Raw genomic sequence first — 15,779 nt, 5'->3', positions numbered from 1 at the left:
ATATACTAATTTAAAACTTTGTGTTATTCTCAATATAACTTTTAAGATAAATTTAAAAAGCTCTTTAAAAATTCGGAAAACAAGCAAATAATAGCTTATTTTTTAAAACACCTGTGGGTTGTAAGATTAAGCAAATAAGCGTACATGGTGAATGCCTTGGCAGTCAGAGGCGAAGAAGGACGTGCTAATCTGCGAAAAGCGTCGGCAAGCTGATATGAAGCGTAATAACCGTCGATATCCGAATGGGGAAACCCGATGTACTTAATACATCATTATTAACTGAATTAAATAAGTTAATAAAGCAAACCAAGGGAACTGAAACATCTAAGTACCTTGAGGAAAAGAAATCAACCGAGATTCCCTTAGTAGTGGCGAGCGAAAAGGGAACAGCCCAGAACTATAATCAATATAAATTATAGTAGAATGATTTGGAAAATTCAGCGATACATGGTGATAGCCCAGTATACAAAATAATTTATATTGTGAGTTCGAAAAGTAGAGCGGGACACGAGAAATCCTGTTTGAATATGGGGGGACCATCCTCCAAGGCTAAATACTCCTGACTGACCGATAGTGAACTAGTACCGTAAGGGAAAGGCGAAAAGAACCCCGGCGAGGGGAGTGAAATAGATCCTGAAACCGTGTACGTACAAGCAGTGGAAGCATATTTTTTAATAATTTGTGACTGCGTACCTTTTGTATAATGGGTCAGCGACTTGTACTCTGTAGCAAGGTTAACCGAATAGGGGAGCCGAAGGGAAACCGAGTCCTAAATAGGCGTTAAGTTTCAGGGTACAGACCCGAAACCCGGTGATCTAGCCACGGGCAGGTTGAAGGTTGGGTAAAACCAACTGGAGGACCGAACCGACTGATGTTGAAAAATCAGCGGATGACCTATGGCTAGGGGTGAAAGGCCAATCAAACCGGGAGATAGCTGGTTCTCCCCGAAAGCTATTTAGGTAGCGCCTCGTGAATTCATCTTCGGGGGTAGAGCACTGTTTCGGATAGGGGGCCATCCCGGCTTACCAAACCGATGCAAACTCCGAATACCGTAGAATGTTATCACGGGAGACACACAGCGGGTGCTAACGTTCGTTGTGGAAAGGGAAACAACCCAGACCGCCAGCTAAGGTCCCAAAGTCATAGTTAAGTGGGAAACGATGTGGGAAGGCATAAACAGCCAGGATGTTGGCTTAGAAGCAGCCATCATTTAAAGAAAGCGTAATAGCTCACTGGTCAAGTCGGCCTGCGCGGAAGATATAACGGGGCTCAAACTATGCACCGAAGCTGCGGCAGTAAAAATATTTTTTTACTGGGTAGGGGAGCGTTCTGTAAGCCAAAGAAGATATATTGTAAAGTATATTGGAGGTATCAGAAGTGCGAATGCTGACATGAGTAACGATAAAGCAGGTGAAAAACCTGCTCGCCGAAAAACCAAGGTTTCCTGTCCAACGTTAATCGGGGCAGGGTAAGCCGACCCCTAAGGCGAGGCTGAAAAGCGTAGTCGATGGACAACAGGTTAATATTCCTGTGCTTAATATTACTGCGAAGGGGGGACGAAGAAGGTTAAGTTATCCAGGTGACGGTTATCCTGGTTTAAATGTGTAGGTATGATAACTAGGCAAATCCGGTTATCTTTAATCTGAGGCATGACGACGAGTCATCAAGGTGACAAAGTAACTGATACCATACTTCCAAGAAAAGCCTCTAAGCATCAGGTAATATTTAAATCGTACCCTAAACCGACACAGGTGGTTAGGTAGAGAATACTAAGGCGCTTGAGAGAACCCAGGTGAAGGAACTAGGCAAAATAGTGCCGTAACTTCGGGAGAAGGCACACTAGAATTAAGTGAAAAGATTTACTCTTATAGCTGAACCTAGTCGAAGATACCAGCTGGCTGCAACTGTTTATTAAAAACACAGCACTGTGCAAACACGAAAGTGGAAGTATACGGTGTGACGCCTGCCCGGTGCCGGAAGGTTAATCGAAAGAGTCAAAGGTAATACTTAAAGCTCTAGACTGAAGCCCCGGTAAACGGCGGCCGTAACTATAACGGTCCTAAGGTAGCGAAATTCCTTGTCGGGTAAGTTCCGACCTGCACGAATGGCGTAATGATGGCCAGGCTGTCTCCACCTGGGACTCAGTGAAATTGAAATTGCTGTGAAGATGCAGTATATCCGCGGCAAGACGGAAAGACCCCGTGAACCTTTACTATAGCTTGACACTGAATTCTGAATTTTAATGTGTAGGATAGGTGGGAGGCTTTGAAGTTAAAACGCTAGTTTTAATGGAGCCAATCTTGAAATACCACCCTTTACAATTTGGTGTTCTAACCTAGTGCCGTAATCCGGTACAGAGACAGTGTCTGGTGGGTAGTTTGACTGGGGCGGTCTCCTCCCAAAGAGTAACGGAGGAGCACGAAGATTGGCTAATCACGGTCGGACATCGTGAGGTTAGTGCAAAGGCATAAGCCAGTTTGACTGTGAGCGTGATAACGCGAGCAGATGCGAAAGCAGGTCTTAGTGATCCGGTGGTTCTGAATGGAAGGGCCATCGCTCAACGGATAAAAGGTACTCCGGGGATAACAGGCTGATACCGCCCAAGAGTTCATATCGACGGCGGTGTTTGGCACCTCGATGTCGGCTCATCACATCCTGGGGCTGAAGCAGGTCCCAAGGGTATGGCTGTTCGCCATTTAAAGTGGTACGCGAGCTGGGTTTAGAACGTCGTGAGACAGTTCGGTCCCTATCTGCCGTGGGCGTTGGAAGATTGAGGGGGGCTACTTCTAGTACGAGAGGACCGAAGTGGACGCATCACTGGTGTTCGGGTTGTCATGCCAATGGCATTGCCCGGTAGCTAAATGCGGAAAAGATAAGCGCTGAACGCATATAAGCACGAAACTTGCCCCAAGATGAATCTTCCCTGAAACAGAAATGTTTACTGAAGGGTCGTCGAAGACTACGACGTTGATAGGCTAGATGTGTAAGCATAGTGATATGTTGAGCTAACTAGTACTAATGACCCAAGAGGCTTAATCTTACAACACCAGAGGTGTTTTTAAAATAAATTTTAACAAAGCTTGTTTTACTGAATTAATTACTAAGCTAATATATATTTTAATAATACATTTTTATTAAAATGCCTGGTAAAAATAGTGTAGTGGTACCACCTGAATCCATTCCGAACTCAGAAGTGAAACGCTTCAACGCCAATGGTAGTACGGGGTCTCCCCGTGTGAGAGTAGGTAAAATCCAGGCAAAAAAAACCCGAAATTTTTTTCGGGTTTTTTTATATGTAAAATAAATTTTTTAAAAAATGTATTACTATTTTAATTTATCAATAGTATAGTATTAAAATGTAAAAATATTTTTTATTAAAATTTTAAATGAAGATTTTTTAAAAGTAAATTACTTTCTAGATAACAATAAATTTACATGTTAATCTATTTAGAATTTAAATTTTTTTATGATAAAACAATCAATAATTATTGATTGATGTTTTTTTAATTTAGTATATTTTTTTATGTGAAGGTAATATAGATGTCCAAGATTAAAGGTAATGTTAAATGGTTTAATGAATCCAAAGGTTTCGGTTTTATTACTCCAGAAGATGGAAGTAAAGATGTATTTGTTCATTTTTCAGCTATACAAAGCAATGGTTTTAAAACTTTAGCAGAAGGTCAAAGTGTTGAATTTGAAATCACTGAAGGAGCAAAAGGCCCATCTGCTGCTAATGTTGTTAGTTTATAAAGTTGTTTATCTTTTTTCATTCTTATAATATAAGCATAAATATGTTTTTTATAGTACGGCTCTTTAATAGGGCTGTACTATATTTCAAAAATTACTTTTTTTTATAAAACCATTCTAACTATATTAATTTTACTAATTTCATGATATAAAACTTCAATTTGTTCAAAATTTTTAGCACATATTGTAATTGAAACAGAAAGATAATTACCTCTATTACTCGATTTAACTTGAGGTGTATAATCTCCTGGAATCTGGATTTGAATGACTTTTATTATTTGATCAATAAGTTCAGGTTGAGCTAAGCCAATGATCTTATAAGTAAAAAAACAAGGGAATTTTAACATTTCTCGTAATTTTGTTTTCATTATTAATCCCAAATTTTTTTATAATAAAATTTTTTATAATATTTTAATAAAAATAATTTTATCATATTGATGATACAGAAAATAAAATATTTTTCTATCTTTAAAAATATTTATATAGGATTTAAGTTATGTTAAAAATCTTTAATACGTTTACTAAAAAAAAAGAAAGTTTTAAGACTATCCTAAAAAATAAAATTAATTTATATGTATGTGGTGTGACTGTATACGATTTATGTCATATTGGTCATGGTCGTACTTTTGTTATTTTTGATATGATAGTTCGTTATTTTCGTTCTTGTGGTTTTAAAGTGAACTATATCAGAAATATTACTGATATTGATGATAAAATTATTTCAAGATCTATAATTCAAAATACTAAAATTGATGTTTTTACAACTTCTATGATAAAAGAAATGCATAAAGATTTTTTTTTATTAGGTATACTTCCTCCAGATCAAGAACCTCGTGTTACAGATTATATTGATGATATTATTAAAATTATTCAAAAACTTATAAAAAGTAAAAATGCGTATATCAATCATAAAGGTGATGTTATTTTTTCTGTCAATAGTGATCATAATTATGGAAAGTTATCTCGTCAATCTTTAACATTATTAAAATCTGGAATACGTATTCCATCAAATGATATGAAAAAAAATCCTTTAGATTTTGTACTTTGGAAAATTTCTAGTAATAAAGAACATTCTTGGAATTCTCCATGGGGAAAAGGACGTCCTGGTTGGCATATTGAGTGCAGTGCTATTACTAATGTTTTTTTTAAAAATTCTATAGATATTCATGGTGGTGGATCTGATTTAATTTTTCCACATCACGAGAATGAAAGATCGCAATCTATATCTTTTAATAAAGAATCAAAAATAAATTTCTGGATGCATACAGGAGTGGTAATAACAAATAATCAAAAAATGTCTAAATCTTTAGGAAATACTTATCTTATAAGAGATCTTTTAAAACATTATGACGCTGAAGTTTTGCGATATTTTTTTCTTTCAACACATTATCGTCATCCTATTCATTTTTCTAAAGGAAGTTTAAATCAAGCATATATATCATTAAAATACTTATATGAAGCATTATATGAAATTTTGCCATTATGTAATGATGAAGAAGGTATGAATTTTGAACTTCAATTTTATGATTCTATAAATAATGATTTTAATACTCCTGAAGTATTTTTAGTTTTTTTTAAAATAGCACGTCAAATTAATTTTTTTAAAAAAAGAAATACATTAAAGTCAAGTAAGTTTGCTTTCAGATTAATATCTTTAGCAAATCGTTTAGGCTTTTTATTGCAAGATCCAGAAGTATTTTTACAACAAAAAAATTTATTAAATTCATCTGTAATTAAAGAAATTGAATTTTTAATAGAAAAAAGAAATATAGCAAGACAATCAAAATTATGGAAAGAAGCAGATAATATAAGAAAAAAATTAGCATCTTTAGATGTAGTGCTAAAAGATTTATCTAATAAAACTATATGGAGAAAAAAATAAAAATCTTTTAAATATCATGATATTTTTCACAAGCTTCTAAAGTATTTTGCAATAGTGTAGCGACCGTCATAGGCCCAACTCCTCCTGGTACAGGAGTTATATAAGAAGCTTTTAAATAAGCATTTTTAAAATCTACATCACCTACTATTTTTCCATCTTCTAATCTATTAATTCCTACATCTATGATAATAGAACCACTTTTAATCCAATCTCCTTTTAAAAAATTTGGTTTTCCAACTGCTACTATCACTAAATCAGCTCTTTTAATATGATTTTTTAAATTTTTAGTAAATCGATGTGTAACAGTAGTAGTACATCCAGCTAATAATAATTCTAAACTCATTGGTCTTCCTACAATGTTAGATGCTCCTACCATTACTGCATGTAATCCATGAGTTTTTATGTTTTTATATTTCAACATGGTAATAATACCCTTAGGGGTGCATGCTCGTAACTTTGGTGTTCTTTGACACAACGAACCTGTATTATATGGATGAAAACCATCTACATCTTTATCAGGAACAATGCTACTTAAAATTTTTAAATAATTTATTTGTTGAGGAAGAGGTAATTGTATTAAGATTCCATCTATATTATTATTATTATTTAATTTTTTGATAAGATTTAAAAGTTCTATTTCTTTTACATTTTCAGAAAAATACCAGCATTCTGAAAAAAATCCAACTTGTTTACATGCTATTTTTTTTTTGTTCACATAAATTTTTGAAGGAATATCAGTTCCAACTAAAATCATTGCTAATCCAGGTGTTTTTTTTCCGTTTTTTTTTCTTTGATTTACTTTTTTTAAAATTTTTAGTTTGATTTTTTCTGCTATTGCATTACCATTTATAATTATTGCTGGCATTATTAATTAACTCGATTCGTTTTTATTTAATTTTCACAATATATAAATATATAAAATATATTATATATTTATTAAATATATTAAAATATATTAATAGCAATTTATTTAAAAATATATTATATTAATGTTAGATTTAATCTAATTTTTATGCGTTCTTAGCTCAGTTGGATAGAGCAACGGCCTTCTAAGCCGTAGGTCACAGGTTCAAATCCTGTAGAACGCAAAATTGTTATTGTAATAAAGTAAAATTTACTTCTTTAAAATCTTTTCTATTTGTTTTTGTATACATGATATTGAATTAATAGCATTAATTTGAAAAAATTTTAGATTGTATTTTTTTTTTTCATTTAAATAGCAATTAATTAGTGGATAGGTTTCTTTTTTATATTCTCTTAATCTTTTTTTAATACTTTCTTCCTTGTCATCTTCTCTTATTGTTAATGATTCTTGAGTTAAATCATCTTTGTCTTTAATTTTAGGCGGTTTAAATTTTACATGATATACACGTCCTGATTGAGCATGTATACGTCTTCCTGATATACGTTCTAATATCAAATGATATGGTAAAATTAATTCTAAGACATAATCTATTTTTATTTGATTTTTAGATAAATAAGAATATTGTTCTAGAGTTCTTGGAAAACCATCTAGTATAAAACCATTAGTACAATCTTTCTGTTTAATTCTATCATGTATTAAATTACATACAATTTCATCAGAAACAAGATGGCCCTTTTCAAGAATATTTTTTATAATTTTTCCCATTTTATTTTTTAAATAAATATTTTTTCTCAGCATGTCACCTGTAGATATTTGAGGAATGTTATATTTTTTTGTAATAAATTTCCCTTGTGTTCCTTTTCCTGTTCCAGGTGCACCTAATAAAATAATACGCATAATTTTTTCTTATTGACATGTTAGTTAATTTTAAGATTACTACTATGATATAGTAGTAATCGTATTTTTTTATATAAGTAATAATTTGTTTATTCTAGAAATAAATTTATGCGGATTTTCTAAATTACCCTTTTCAGCTAGTAAAGCTTCATCTAATAATAGTTTAATCCATTCATTAAATTCATTTTCATTATGTATAGAACATATTTTCTGTATTAAAGCATGATTTGGATTGATTTCAAAAATGTATTTTAATTCCGGTACAGATTGTCCTGCTGCAGAAAAAAGTTTAGCCATTTGTGTTGTCATTTCATTCGAATCACTTAGTAAAACACAAGGAGTTTCTGTTAATCTATATGTTAATCTTACGTCTTTAACTTTATCTCCAAGAGCTTTTTTTGATCTTTTTAAAAAATCAATCATTTCATTAGGTAATTCATTATTTTTTATCTTTTTTTCTTCTGTTAATTTATTTAATGATAAATCTTCTTTACTAATAGATTGAAATTTTTTTCCTTCAAATTCAATAAGATAATTCATCATCCACTCATCAATACGATCAGATAACAATAAAACATCAATATTGTTTTTTTTAAATAATTCTAAATGAGGACTATTTTTAGCTGATTCATGGCTATCTGAAGTAATATAATATATTTTATCTTGTTTTGGATTCATGTTATTAATATATTCTTTTAAAGATAATTTTTGTTCAGAGCTATTATTTTTAAGAGATGCAAAACGCAAAAGATGAGCGATTTTATTTAAATTTTCTTGATCTTCAGCAGGTCCTTCTTTTAAAACTAATCCAAATTGATTCCAAAAAATTTGATATTTTTCACTATTCTCTTGTGCGAGTTTAGTCAACATATTTAAGGATCTCTTTATTAGAGCTTTTTTTAAATTTTCTGTAACAGAATTTCCTTGTAATATTTCACGAGAAATATTTAAAGGAAGATCACTAGAATCTATCAATCCTCTTATAAAACGTAAATAATTAGGAAGAAATTCTTGAGAGTTATCCATAATATAAACACGTTTTACGTATAATTTTAAACCATGCTTATTATCTCTATTCCATATATCCCAAGCTGCTTTTTCAGGAATATATAATAAACTAATATATTCTTGATTTCCTTCTACATGATTATGACTCCATATAAGTGGATCATTTTGATCATTAGTAATATGTTTATAAAAATCTTTGTATTCATTGTCATTAATAGAAGATTTATTTAATGTCCAAAGTGCTTTAGCTTTATTAATTTGTTCCCAAAAATATGTTTTATTTTTTTCATCGTAATTTTGTATATATACTGGAACTGTAATATGATCAGAATATTTACTAATAATATTTTTAATACGCCATATTTCTAAAAATTCTTCTTCTTCTTTTTTTAAAAATAATGTAATTTCAGTACCTCTAGTTTTTTTTATAATATCAGTAATACTATATTCCCCTTCTCCTGAAGATTCCCATAATATTCCTTCATTTGGTTTTTTACCTGCAAATCTAGTTCGAACAGAAACTTTATCTGATACAATAAAAGATGAATAAAAACCAACTCCAAATTCTCCTATTAATTCATTTTTTTTATCTTTTATTTTTTTTAAAGATTGTAAAAATGATTTTGTTCCTGATTTAGCAATGGTACCAAGATTATCAATGGTATCTTTTTTAGTCATTCCAATACCATTATCACTAATTATTAATGTTTTTTGTGCTTTATTGATAGAAATTTGAATTTTTACATCAGTATCATTTTCATATAATTCTGGTAATGATATAGAAGAAAATCTTAGTTTATCTATTGCATCTGATGAATTTGATATTAATTCTCTTAAAAAAATTTCTTTGTTAGAATATAATGAATGAATCATTAAATGTAATAATTGTTTTACTTCTGATTGAAAATTATATACTTGTGTTTTGTTTTGTTTCATAAGTTAACCTTTTTTATAATTATTTATATATAAAAAAAATGAAAAATTAGCATTCAGTCATATATAAAATTATATTTATACCGGTATGTTAAAACCACTTGGAAATTGCATTCCTGTAGATATAGCAGACATTTTCTTTTTTTGTGCTTCAGATATTCTTCTTGCTGCATCATTAAACGCAGCAGCTGCTAAATCTTCTAGCATATCTTTATCATCATCTTGCAAGAGACTTGGATCTACTTCTACTCTTCTGCAATTGTGTGCACCATTTATGGTTACTTTAACTAATCCTGCTCCTGCTTCTCCTGTAACTTCCATTTTTGCTATTTCATCTTGAATTTTTGTCATTTTTTCTTGCATTTGTTGTGCTTGTTTCATTAAATTACCTAAACCATTTTTAGTAAACATATTTTTTATTCTCTTTTTGCTAATTTTTAAAGTATCTTATTAAAAATATTTTTTTAAAATGTAATTAATAATTTTAAATCTTATTTTAAAAAATTTTAATATTTTATCACTAAAATAGCATTCAACATTCTAACTTACATTTCTGAAATTGCTCGAAATATAGCCATTTCTACTCCTATTTTTTGACTAGGAGAAAATTTTAATTCTTTTCTTCCATTTAATAATATTTGATAACATAAACGAACATTTTTTTTATTAGTATTTTTTGCAATTTTATTAATATGATTTTTATATGTTTGAGAAAAATTTTTTTCTAACTCTATTGAAAAAGATTGTGATATAGTTATATGATATAAAAAACGTAATATTTCTATTAAAACTTCTTCCCATTCTACTCCTAGACTATTTATTTTATTTAACAGGAAAATCGTTTGTTTTAAATCTTTTTTTAAAATAGCACTAGTTAAAAAAAAAGCATATTTTCTTGGCGGAAGACCTAACATTTCTATTACATTTTTTATATATATGTTACCATTTCCTAAATTTATTGCATTTTCTAATAAATTAAGAGCATCGCGCACACTTCCTTTAGCATAATAAGATATTTTTTCTAAAGAATCTCGATCAGAATAAACAAATTCTTTGTCTACCACATCTTTTAATAAATCAAAAATATTGTTTTCAGATAGTGTTTTTAATTTAAAACATAAACAACGAGAAATAATAGTTTTAGGAATTTTTTCAATATCAGTGGTTGCTAAAATAAATTTTACATGTTTAGGAGGTTCTTCAAGAGTTTTAAGTAATGCATTAAAACTATGACGAGAAAGCATATGTACTTCGTCAATTAAATAAACTTTAAAACGACTTTTGGTTGGAGCATAATAAATATTATCTAATATATCTCTTAGATCTTCTACTTTTGTTCTAGAAGCTGCATCTATTTCAAGAACATCTAAACATAATCCTTTTTCTATTTCTTGACAAATAGTACATTTTCTACAAGGATTAGATGATATGCCTTTTGTACAATTTAAACTTTTTGCAAGTAATCGAGCTATAGTTGTTTTTCCAATTCCTCTTGTTCCCGAAAACAACCATGTATGATGAATATGACCAAGAGATAATCCATTAGATATAGCAGTGATAATATGTTTTTGACCGATTATTTCTTTAAAAGATTGTGGACGCCATTTTCGAGCTAATATTTCATAATTCATATAAATTTGATAATATTCTGTAAAAATAATATCCTATCAATATTCATTGTATTATGAAAGCACTCTTGTTTATTTTATAATTTTTTTTAAATATATATATTTTATATAAAAATTAGTTGTAAATATTAGATTTAATCTATAGAATAGATACAGTAATATAAATTTAAAATATTTATAATATTAACATTCAAAAATGAAGTTTTCTGTTAGCCTTAAACACTGTAAAATTGAACATTTGGTCAGGTTCGGAAGAAAGCAGCCATATCAATTAATTCAGGTGTTCTAATTCAGCTAACAGAAGCTTCTAAATTTTAGATGACTGAAATTTATACATTTTCCAATAATAACTTTTATTATTTAATAATTTTTTATGTTTTCCAAATTCGACAATTTGCCCCTTTTTTAAAACTACTATTAAATCTGCTTGAGTAATTGTTGAAAGTCTATGTGCAATAACTATTATTGTAGATTTTTTTTGAATGGATAATAATGTTTTTTGAATAAGTTTTTCTGTTCCAGAATCAATGTTAGCAGTAGCTTCATCTAATATAAGTATTTTTGGATAAGAAACTAATATTCTAGCAATAGCTAATAATTGTTTTTGACCTACAGATAAATTACTTCCTTCTTCTCCTAATAAAGAATAAATACCTTTTGGCATAGATTTTACTAAAGATCCAAGATAAACTTGATCTAATATTTTCCATACTTTTTCTTCAGATATTTTTCTTCCTAATGTAATATTAGCAAAGATAGTATCTGAAAGAATTATTGGATCTTGTTGTACTATAGATATATTTTGTCTTAACACATAATGACTTATTGAATCAATAGATTTATCATCTAAATATATTTGACCATGTTTTATAGGATAATATCCCATTAATAAATTTACTAAAGTACTTTTTCCACTTCCAGTGTGTCCTACAAAAGCAACAAAGTTTTTTGAAGATATATCAATATTTATATTTTTTAATACATTTTTAGAAGAGTTTTTATAGTTAAAATTGATATTTTTTATATTAATTTTGCCGCTTTTAAACGGATTTGTGTTTTTTCCATATTTATGTTTTGGGGAATCAATTAAAGAAAATACTCTTTCTCCTGCAACGATTGATTGTTGTAGTATCGATTGTTGTATAGTAATAGTAATTAAAGGTTCATTGAGTCTTCCAAGATAAGTAATAAAAGCGTATAATGTACCTATTTCACATGTTTCAACTGGAAAAAAACTAAATAAAAAAATAAAACTACATAGTATTAAAGCAGACAATAAGCTGAGTAATGGTCTTAATAATAAACTATCTAATATTAATACTTTCATACGTTCTAAATAATGTAAATCACTACTTTCTTTTATATTTTTTTCAAATCTTTTTTCTTGACGAAATTGTTGAATAACATTTATTCCATTAATAGTTTCATTAAATTTGTTATTTATATCAGCTAAATAATATCTTACTTTTCTTAAAATTGGAGTGCTATAATACTGATAAATTAACATTAATGTTGCAACTAATGGTAAAATTATTAACGCTACCATCGCCATACGCCATTCAAGAGTGAACATTGCAAATAATATAATACAAATTAATGTTGTACTTCTAAAAAGAGTAGGTCCTACTGTGTCGTATAGTTCTTTTACTGCTTCAGTATCATTAGTAACTTTAGAAATCATTTGACCAATAGGTTGAGAATCAAATTCACTAATAGGTTGTTGTAATGCAGAATACATAATATCTTGACGTAATTTATTAATTATTTTTACTGCAATTTTATTAAATAAAATACTTTGAAAATAGTTGAAAAATACTGATAATACTTGCAACATTATATATAAAATAATAATTATTAATATAATTTTTATATGAAATACATGTTTAGATAAGATATTATTGATAAAATAACTTATTAACATTGGACCTAAAACTTCTGAAATAGATCCGCTTAAAAGAAAAATAAATGCTAAAATTATTTTTTTTTTATAAGGTTTTATATAAATTAATAAACGTTTTAAAATTGGCCAAAATTGGATTAAATGCTTCATTTTATAAATTTTTCACCTATTTTTTAATCATCCTCAAGTTCTGTTTCTAATTTTTGATAATAATACATTGATTGATACCAATTTTTTTCTTGAATTAATTTTAAATGATTACCTCTTTGTATAATTGAACCACTTTTTATTACTATAATTTCATCTGAGTTAATTAATGCAGATAAACGATGTGCTATAATAATTAAAGAATGTCCATTTTTTTTCCATTTTTCAATATTATTTAAGATATTATTTTCTGTTTGACCATCTACAGCAGAAAGAGCATCATCTAATATTAATATTTCTGTATTTAATAACAAAGCCCGTGCTATTGCAATACGTTGTTTTTGGCCACCTGATAACATAATACCACGTTCTCCTACTTCAGTTTTATATCCTTGAGGTAAGTGTATTATATCTTTATGTATATCAGCTAATTTTGCAGCTTCTTCAATTTCTTTGTGAGAAGCATAAGGTTTTCCTAAACTAATATTATTAGCTATACTTTCTGAGAATAAAAAAGTATTTTGATTTACTACTGCAATTTTACTTCTCCAAGAATCAATTTTTAATTCTGATAATGATATAGAATTATATGTTATCTCTTCTTTATTGCATTTAAATTGTCTTTGAACAAGCTTTATCAAAGTAGTTTTTCCAGATCCTGTAGGACCACAAATGCCAATAGTATTTCCTGGTTCAAGAATAAGATTTATATTCTTTAAAGATGGAACATGATTGTTAGGATAATAAAATGCATTAATATTAATTTTTAATATACTAGAATAAGACGAAACAATTTGATTGCCATCTTTAATATATAAATCTTTATTAATAATAGAATATATTCTATCCCAAGCTGCACTGCCTCTCTCTACTATATTAAACATCCATGCTAATGCTAGCATTGGCCAAATCATTAATCCAAGATACATAATGAAACTAGTTAATTGTCCTATTGTGATGCGATCTTCCCAAACTAACCATCCTCCTCCTATAACAGCTAGTAAATTAGAAAATGCTACTGATAGATAAATCACAGGATCAAAATACGAATCGATTTTAGCCACTTCCATGTTTTTTTCTCCTGCATTAATAACAATTTCATTAAATTTTTTTAATTGAAATTCTTCTGATCCAAATGCTCTAATCATTCTAATGCTGGTTAATATTTCTTGTGTTTGATTATTTAATAAAGAAAAAGATTTTTGAGCATGACGAAAACTCTTATGAAGTTTTTTACCATATTGTTTAATTAAAATAGCCATAATAGGCATAGGTATTAAAGATATTATGGTTAATAAAAAACTAATTTGAGTACTCATTACTATTAAAACGGAAAAACCCATAACTAGTGAATCTACTAATGTTAAAACACCTTCTCCTGCAGCAAAAACAACACGATCAACATCATTAGTTGCTCTAGCTATTAAATCTCCTGTTCTGTTTTTTAAAAAAAATTTTTCACTTTGTTGACTAAAATAACGATAAAATTTTACTCTAAGTTCTGTAGCTAATTGATAAGAAGCACCAAATAATAAAATTCTCCATAAGTAACGTAGGATATACACTATAGTTGCTACCAATAAAATAGTGGCTATCCAAGATAGCATTTGTAAGCTATGTATATTTTTTTTTATGATTAGATCGATAAGTATACCAACTATTTTAGGTGGAAATAGTTGCAAAATAGCAATTATTATTAACAATAAAATTGCTCCTAAATATCTTTTCCATTCTCGTATAAAAAACCATTTTAACTGATTAAACAATTTCACAAAACAATCCTAAGGGTTAAATATTTATAAATATTCTTCAACATTATAATTTTATAGTTGAGTAAATATTTTAAATAAAAATGATTTTATGTTATGTGTTAATATAAAAAATATTTTTCTCTATATTTTTTCTAAAGATTATATCTTATCATTTCTTTTTTTGATAAATCTTTAATTTTTCTTTAGAAAAATATATTTTTAAAACTTTATAACTTATAAAAAAATGAAAAAAGCATTGATAATTTTTAGCGGTGGACAAGATTCTACAACTTGTTTAATACATTATACTCATATATGTAAAGAAGTTCACTGTATAACTTTTGACTATAATCAATTACATAAATCTGAAATTAATTGTTCTCTTGTTATATCAAAAAAATTAGGAATAAAAGATCATATAGTTTTAGACATTAGATATTTACAAAATATATCTATTAGCAGCTTGACTAGAGAAAAAATTTCAATTGATAGCAATCATCCATTAGATACTTCTTTGCCAAGCACATTTATTCCTGGTCGTAATATTTTATTTTTAACGTTAGCTTCTATATATGCTTATAGTAATAATATTAATACAATAGTTTTGGGTGTTAATGAAATTGATTTTTCTGGTTATCCTGATTGTAAAAATCAATTTATTAAAAATATGAATAACGTTATCAATATTGGAATGAATTCTAATATTTTTTTTAAAACCCCTCTTATAAATTTAAATAAAGCAGAAATATGGGCTTTATCAGATTATTGGAATAGTACTGATATTATTTTAAACCAAACCGTTACTTGTTATAATGGTTTTCCAGGAAAAGGTTGTGGTACATGTCGTTCATGCATTCTTAGACACAAAGGCTTTAATCAATGGAAACTAAATTATTCTTATTACATGAAAAGCATGAAAACAAAAATGAAACTATTATAATTTATTTATGATATTTTTAAATTAATATAAAGTTATTTGTACTAATAATAAAATATTAGTAAAAAATAGTTTTTTAAAAAT

At 28.3% G+C, this 15,779-nt stretch carries 11 protein-coding genes, 1 tRNA gene, 2 rRNA genes and 1 other RNA gene; 7 read left to right on the top strand and 8 right to left on the bottom strand.

Annotated features, from left to right (window positions below):
• The first annotated feature begins 124 nt into the window (after window positions 1–124).
• From D9V59_RS02485 to cspE, 3 genes are all read left to right on the top strand, one after another.
• Window positions 125–3,040 (top strand): 23S ribosomal RNA (locus D9V59_RS02485).
• Window positions 3,041–3,142: 102 nt separating this feature from the next.
• A 5S ribosomal RNA gene (rrf, locus tag D9V59_RS02480) occupies window positions 3,143–3,258 on the top strand.
• Window positions 3,259–3,540: 282 nt separating this feature from the next.
• Window positions 3,541–3,750, top strand: a complete 210-nt coding sequence (gene cspE, locus D9V59_RS02475) for a transcription antiterminator/RNA stability regulator CspE (protein ID WP_025369112.1) — start codon at window positions 3,541–3,543, stop codon at window positions 3,748–3,750.
• Window positions 3,751–3,851: 101 nt separating this feature from the next.
• Here cspE and ybeD read toward each other — a convergent pair whose 3' ends face one another.
• On the bottom strand, window positions 3,852–4,115 hold the full coding sequence (gene ybeD / locus D9V59_RS02470) for a DUF493 family protein YbeD (protein ID WP_158364762.1): 264 nt from the start codon (window positions 4,113–4,115) through the stop codon (window positions 3,852–3,854).
• 128 nt (window positions 4,116–4,243) lie between these two features.
• Between ybeD and cysS the strand changes: the two genes are divergently transcribed.
• Window positions 4,244–5,629: a cysteine--tRNA ligase gene (cysS, locus tag D9V59_RS02465; protein WP_158364760.1), complete on the top strand. Its 1,386-nt coding sequence runs from the start codon at window positions 4,244–4,246 to the stop codon at window positions 5,627–5,629.
• A gap of 7 nt (window positions 5,630–5,636) precedes the next feature.
• On the opposite strand, the gene folD is transcribed toward cysS, so the two are convergent.
• Window positions 5,637–6,494, bottom strand: a complete 858-nt coding sequence (gene folD, locus D9V59_RS02460) for a bifunctional methylenetetrahydrofolate dehydrogenase/methenyltetrahydrofolate cyclohydrolase FolD (RefSeq protein ID WP_158364758.1) — start codon at window positions 6,492–6,494, stop codon at window positions 5,637–5,639.
• 149 nt (window positions 6,495–6,643) lie between these two features.
• Here folD and D9V59_RS02455 point away from each other — a divergent pair.
• Window positions 6,644–6,717, top strand: a tRNA-Arg gene (locus D9V59_RS02455).
• Window positions 6,718–6,743: 26 nt separating this feature from the next.
• Here D9V59_RS02455 and adk read toward each other — a convergent pair.
• The 4 genes from adk to dnaX all read right to left on the bottom strand — a co-directional run bounded on the left by adk (window position 6,744) and on the right by dnaX (window position 10,963).
• On the bottom strand, window positions 6,744–7,391 hold the full coding sequence (gene adk, locus D9V59_RS02450; RefSeq protein ID WP_158364756.1) for an adenylate kinase: 648 nt from the start codon (window positions 7,389–7,391) through the stop codon (window positions 6,744–6,746).
• A 69-nt stretch (window positions 7,392–7,460) separates the two neighbouring features.
• Window positions 7,461–9,335, bottom strand: coding sequence for a molecular chaperone HtpG (gene htpG, locus D9V59_RS02445; RefSeq protein WP_158364754.1), 1,875 nt, complete (start codon window positions 9,333–9,335; stop codon window positions 7,461–7,463).
• A 75-nt stretch (window positions 9,336–9,410) separates the two neighbouring features.
• Window positions 9,411–9,743, bottom strand: a complete 333-nt coding sequence (locus tag D9V59_RS02440) for a YbaB/EbfC family nucleoid-associated protein (RefSeq protein WP_158364752.1) — start codon at window positions 9,741–9,743, stop codon at window positions 9,411–9,413.
• 134 nt (window positions 9,744–9,877) lie between these two features.
• Window positions 9,878–10,963 (bottom strand): DNA polymerase III subunit gamma/tau, encoded by a 1,086-nt coding sequence (gene dnaX / locus D9V59_RS02435; RefSeq protein WP_158364750.1) that lies wholly within the window; start codon window positions 10,961–10,963, stop codon window positions 9,878–9,880.
• Window positions 10,964–11,167: 204 nt separating this feature from the next.
• Here dnaX and ffs point away from each other — a divergent pair.
• Window positions 11,168–11,263: signal recognition particle sRNA small type (ffs, locus tag D9V59_RS02430), an RNA gene on the top strand.
• 4 nt (window positions 11,264–11,267) lie between these two features.
• On the opposite strand, the gene D9V59_RS02425 is transcribed toward ffs, so the two are convergent.
• Window positions 11,268–13,010 carry a SmdB family multidrug efflux ABC transporter permease/ATP-binding protein gene (locus D9V59_RS02425; protein ID WP_158364748.1) on the bottom strand — a complete coding sequence of 581 codons (1,743 nt, stop codon included), beginning with the start codon at window positions 13,008–13,010 and terminating at the stop codon, window positions 11,268–11,270.
• A gap of 23 nt (window positions 13,011–13,033) precedes the next feature.
• Window positions 13,034–14,779, bottom strand: a complete 1,746-nt coding sequence (locus tag D9V59_RS02420; protein WP_158364746.1) for a SmdA family multidrug ABC transporter permease/ATP-binding protein — start codon at window positions 14,777–14,779, stop codon at window positions 13,034–13,036.
• Window positions 14,780–15,002: 223 nt separating this feature from the next.
• Between D9V59_RS02420 and queC the strand changes: the two genes are divergently transcribed.
• Window positions 15,003–15,698, top strand: coding sequence for a 7-cyano-7-deazaguanine synthase QueC (gene queC, locus D9V59_RS02415; protein WP_158364744.1), 696 nt, complete (start codon window positions 15,003–15,005; stop codon window positions 15,696–15,698).
• The last annotated feature ends 81 nt before the right edge of the window (window positions 15,699–15,779 follow it).

Origin of the sequence: Buchnera aphidicola (Artemisaphis artemisicola) (genome assembly GCF_005082365.1) — a bacterium.
Taxonomy (GTDB): Bacteria; Pseudomonadota; Gammaproteobacteria; order Enterobacterales; family Enterobacteriaceae; genus Buchnera; species Buchnera aphidicola_AR.
Note: the sequence above shows the minus strand (reverse complement) of the source record. Positions and strands in the feature narration are given on the sequence as shown.

Coding starts and splice junctions, on each gene's coding strand:
- cspE (WP_025369112.1), top strand. CDS start 3,541: ATGTCCAAGATTAAAGGTAATGTTAAATGGTTTAATGAATCCAAAGGT.
- ybeD (WP_158364762.1), bottom strand. CDS start 4,115: ATGAAAACAAAATTACGAGAAATGTTAAAATTCCCTTGTTTTTTTACT.
- cysS (WP_158364760.1), top strand. CDS start 4,244: ATGTTAAAAATCTTTAATACGTTTACTAAAAAAAAAGAAAGTTTTAAG.
- folD (WP_158364758.1), bottom strand. CDS start 6,494: ATGCCAGCAATAATTATAAATGGTAATGCAATAGCAGAAAAAATCAAA.
- adk (WP_158364756.1), bottom strand. CDS start 7,391: ATGCGTATTATTTTATTAGGTGCACCTGGAACAGGAAAAGGAACACAA.
- htpG (WP_158364754.1), bottom strand. CDS start 9,335: ATGAAACAAAACAAAACACAAGTATATAATTTTCAATCAGAAGTAAAA.
- D9V59_RS02440 (WP_158364752.1), bottom strand. CDS start 9,743: ATGTTTACTAAAAATGGTTTAGGTAATTTAATGAAACAAGCACAACAA.
- dnaX (WP_158364750.1), bottom strand. CDS start 10,963: ATGAATTATGAAATATTAGCTCGAAAATGGCGTCCACAATCTTTTAAA.
- D9V59_RS02425 (WP_158364748.1), bottom strand. CDS start 13,010: ATGAAGCATTTAATCCAATTTTGGCCAATTTTAAAACGTTTATTAATT.
- queC (WP_158364744.1), top strand. CDS start 15,003: ATGAAAAAAGCATTGATAATTTTTAGCGGTGGACAAGATTCTACAACT.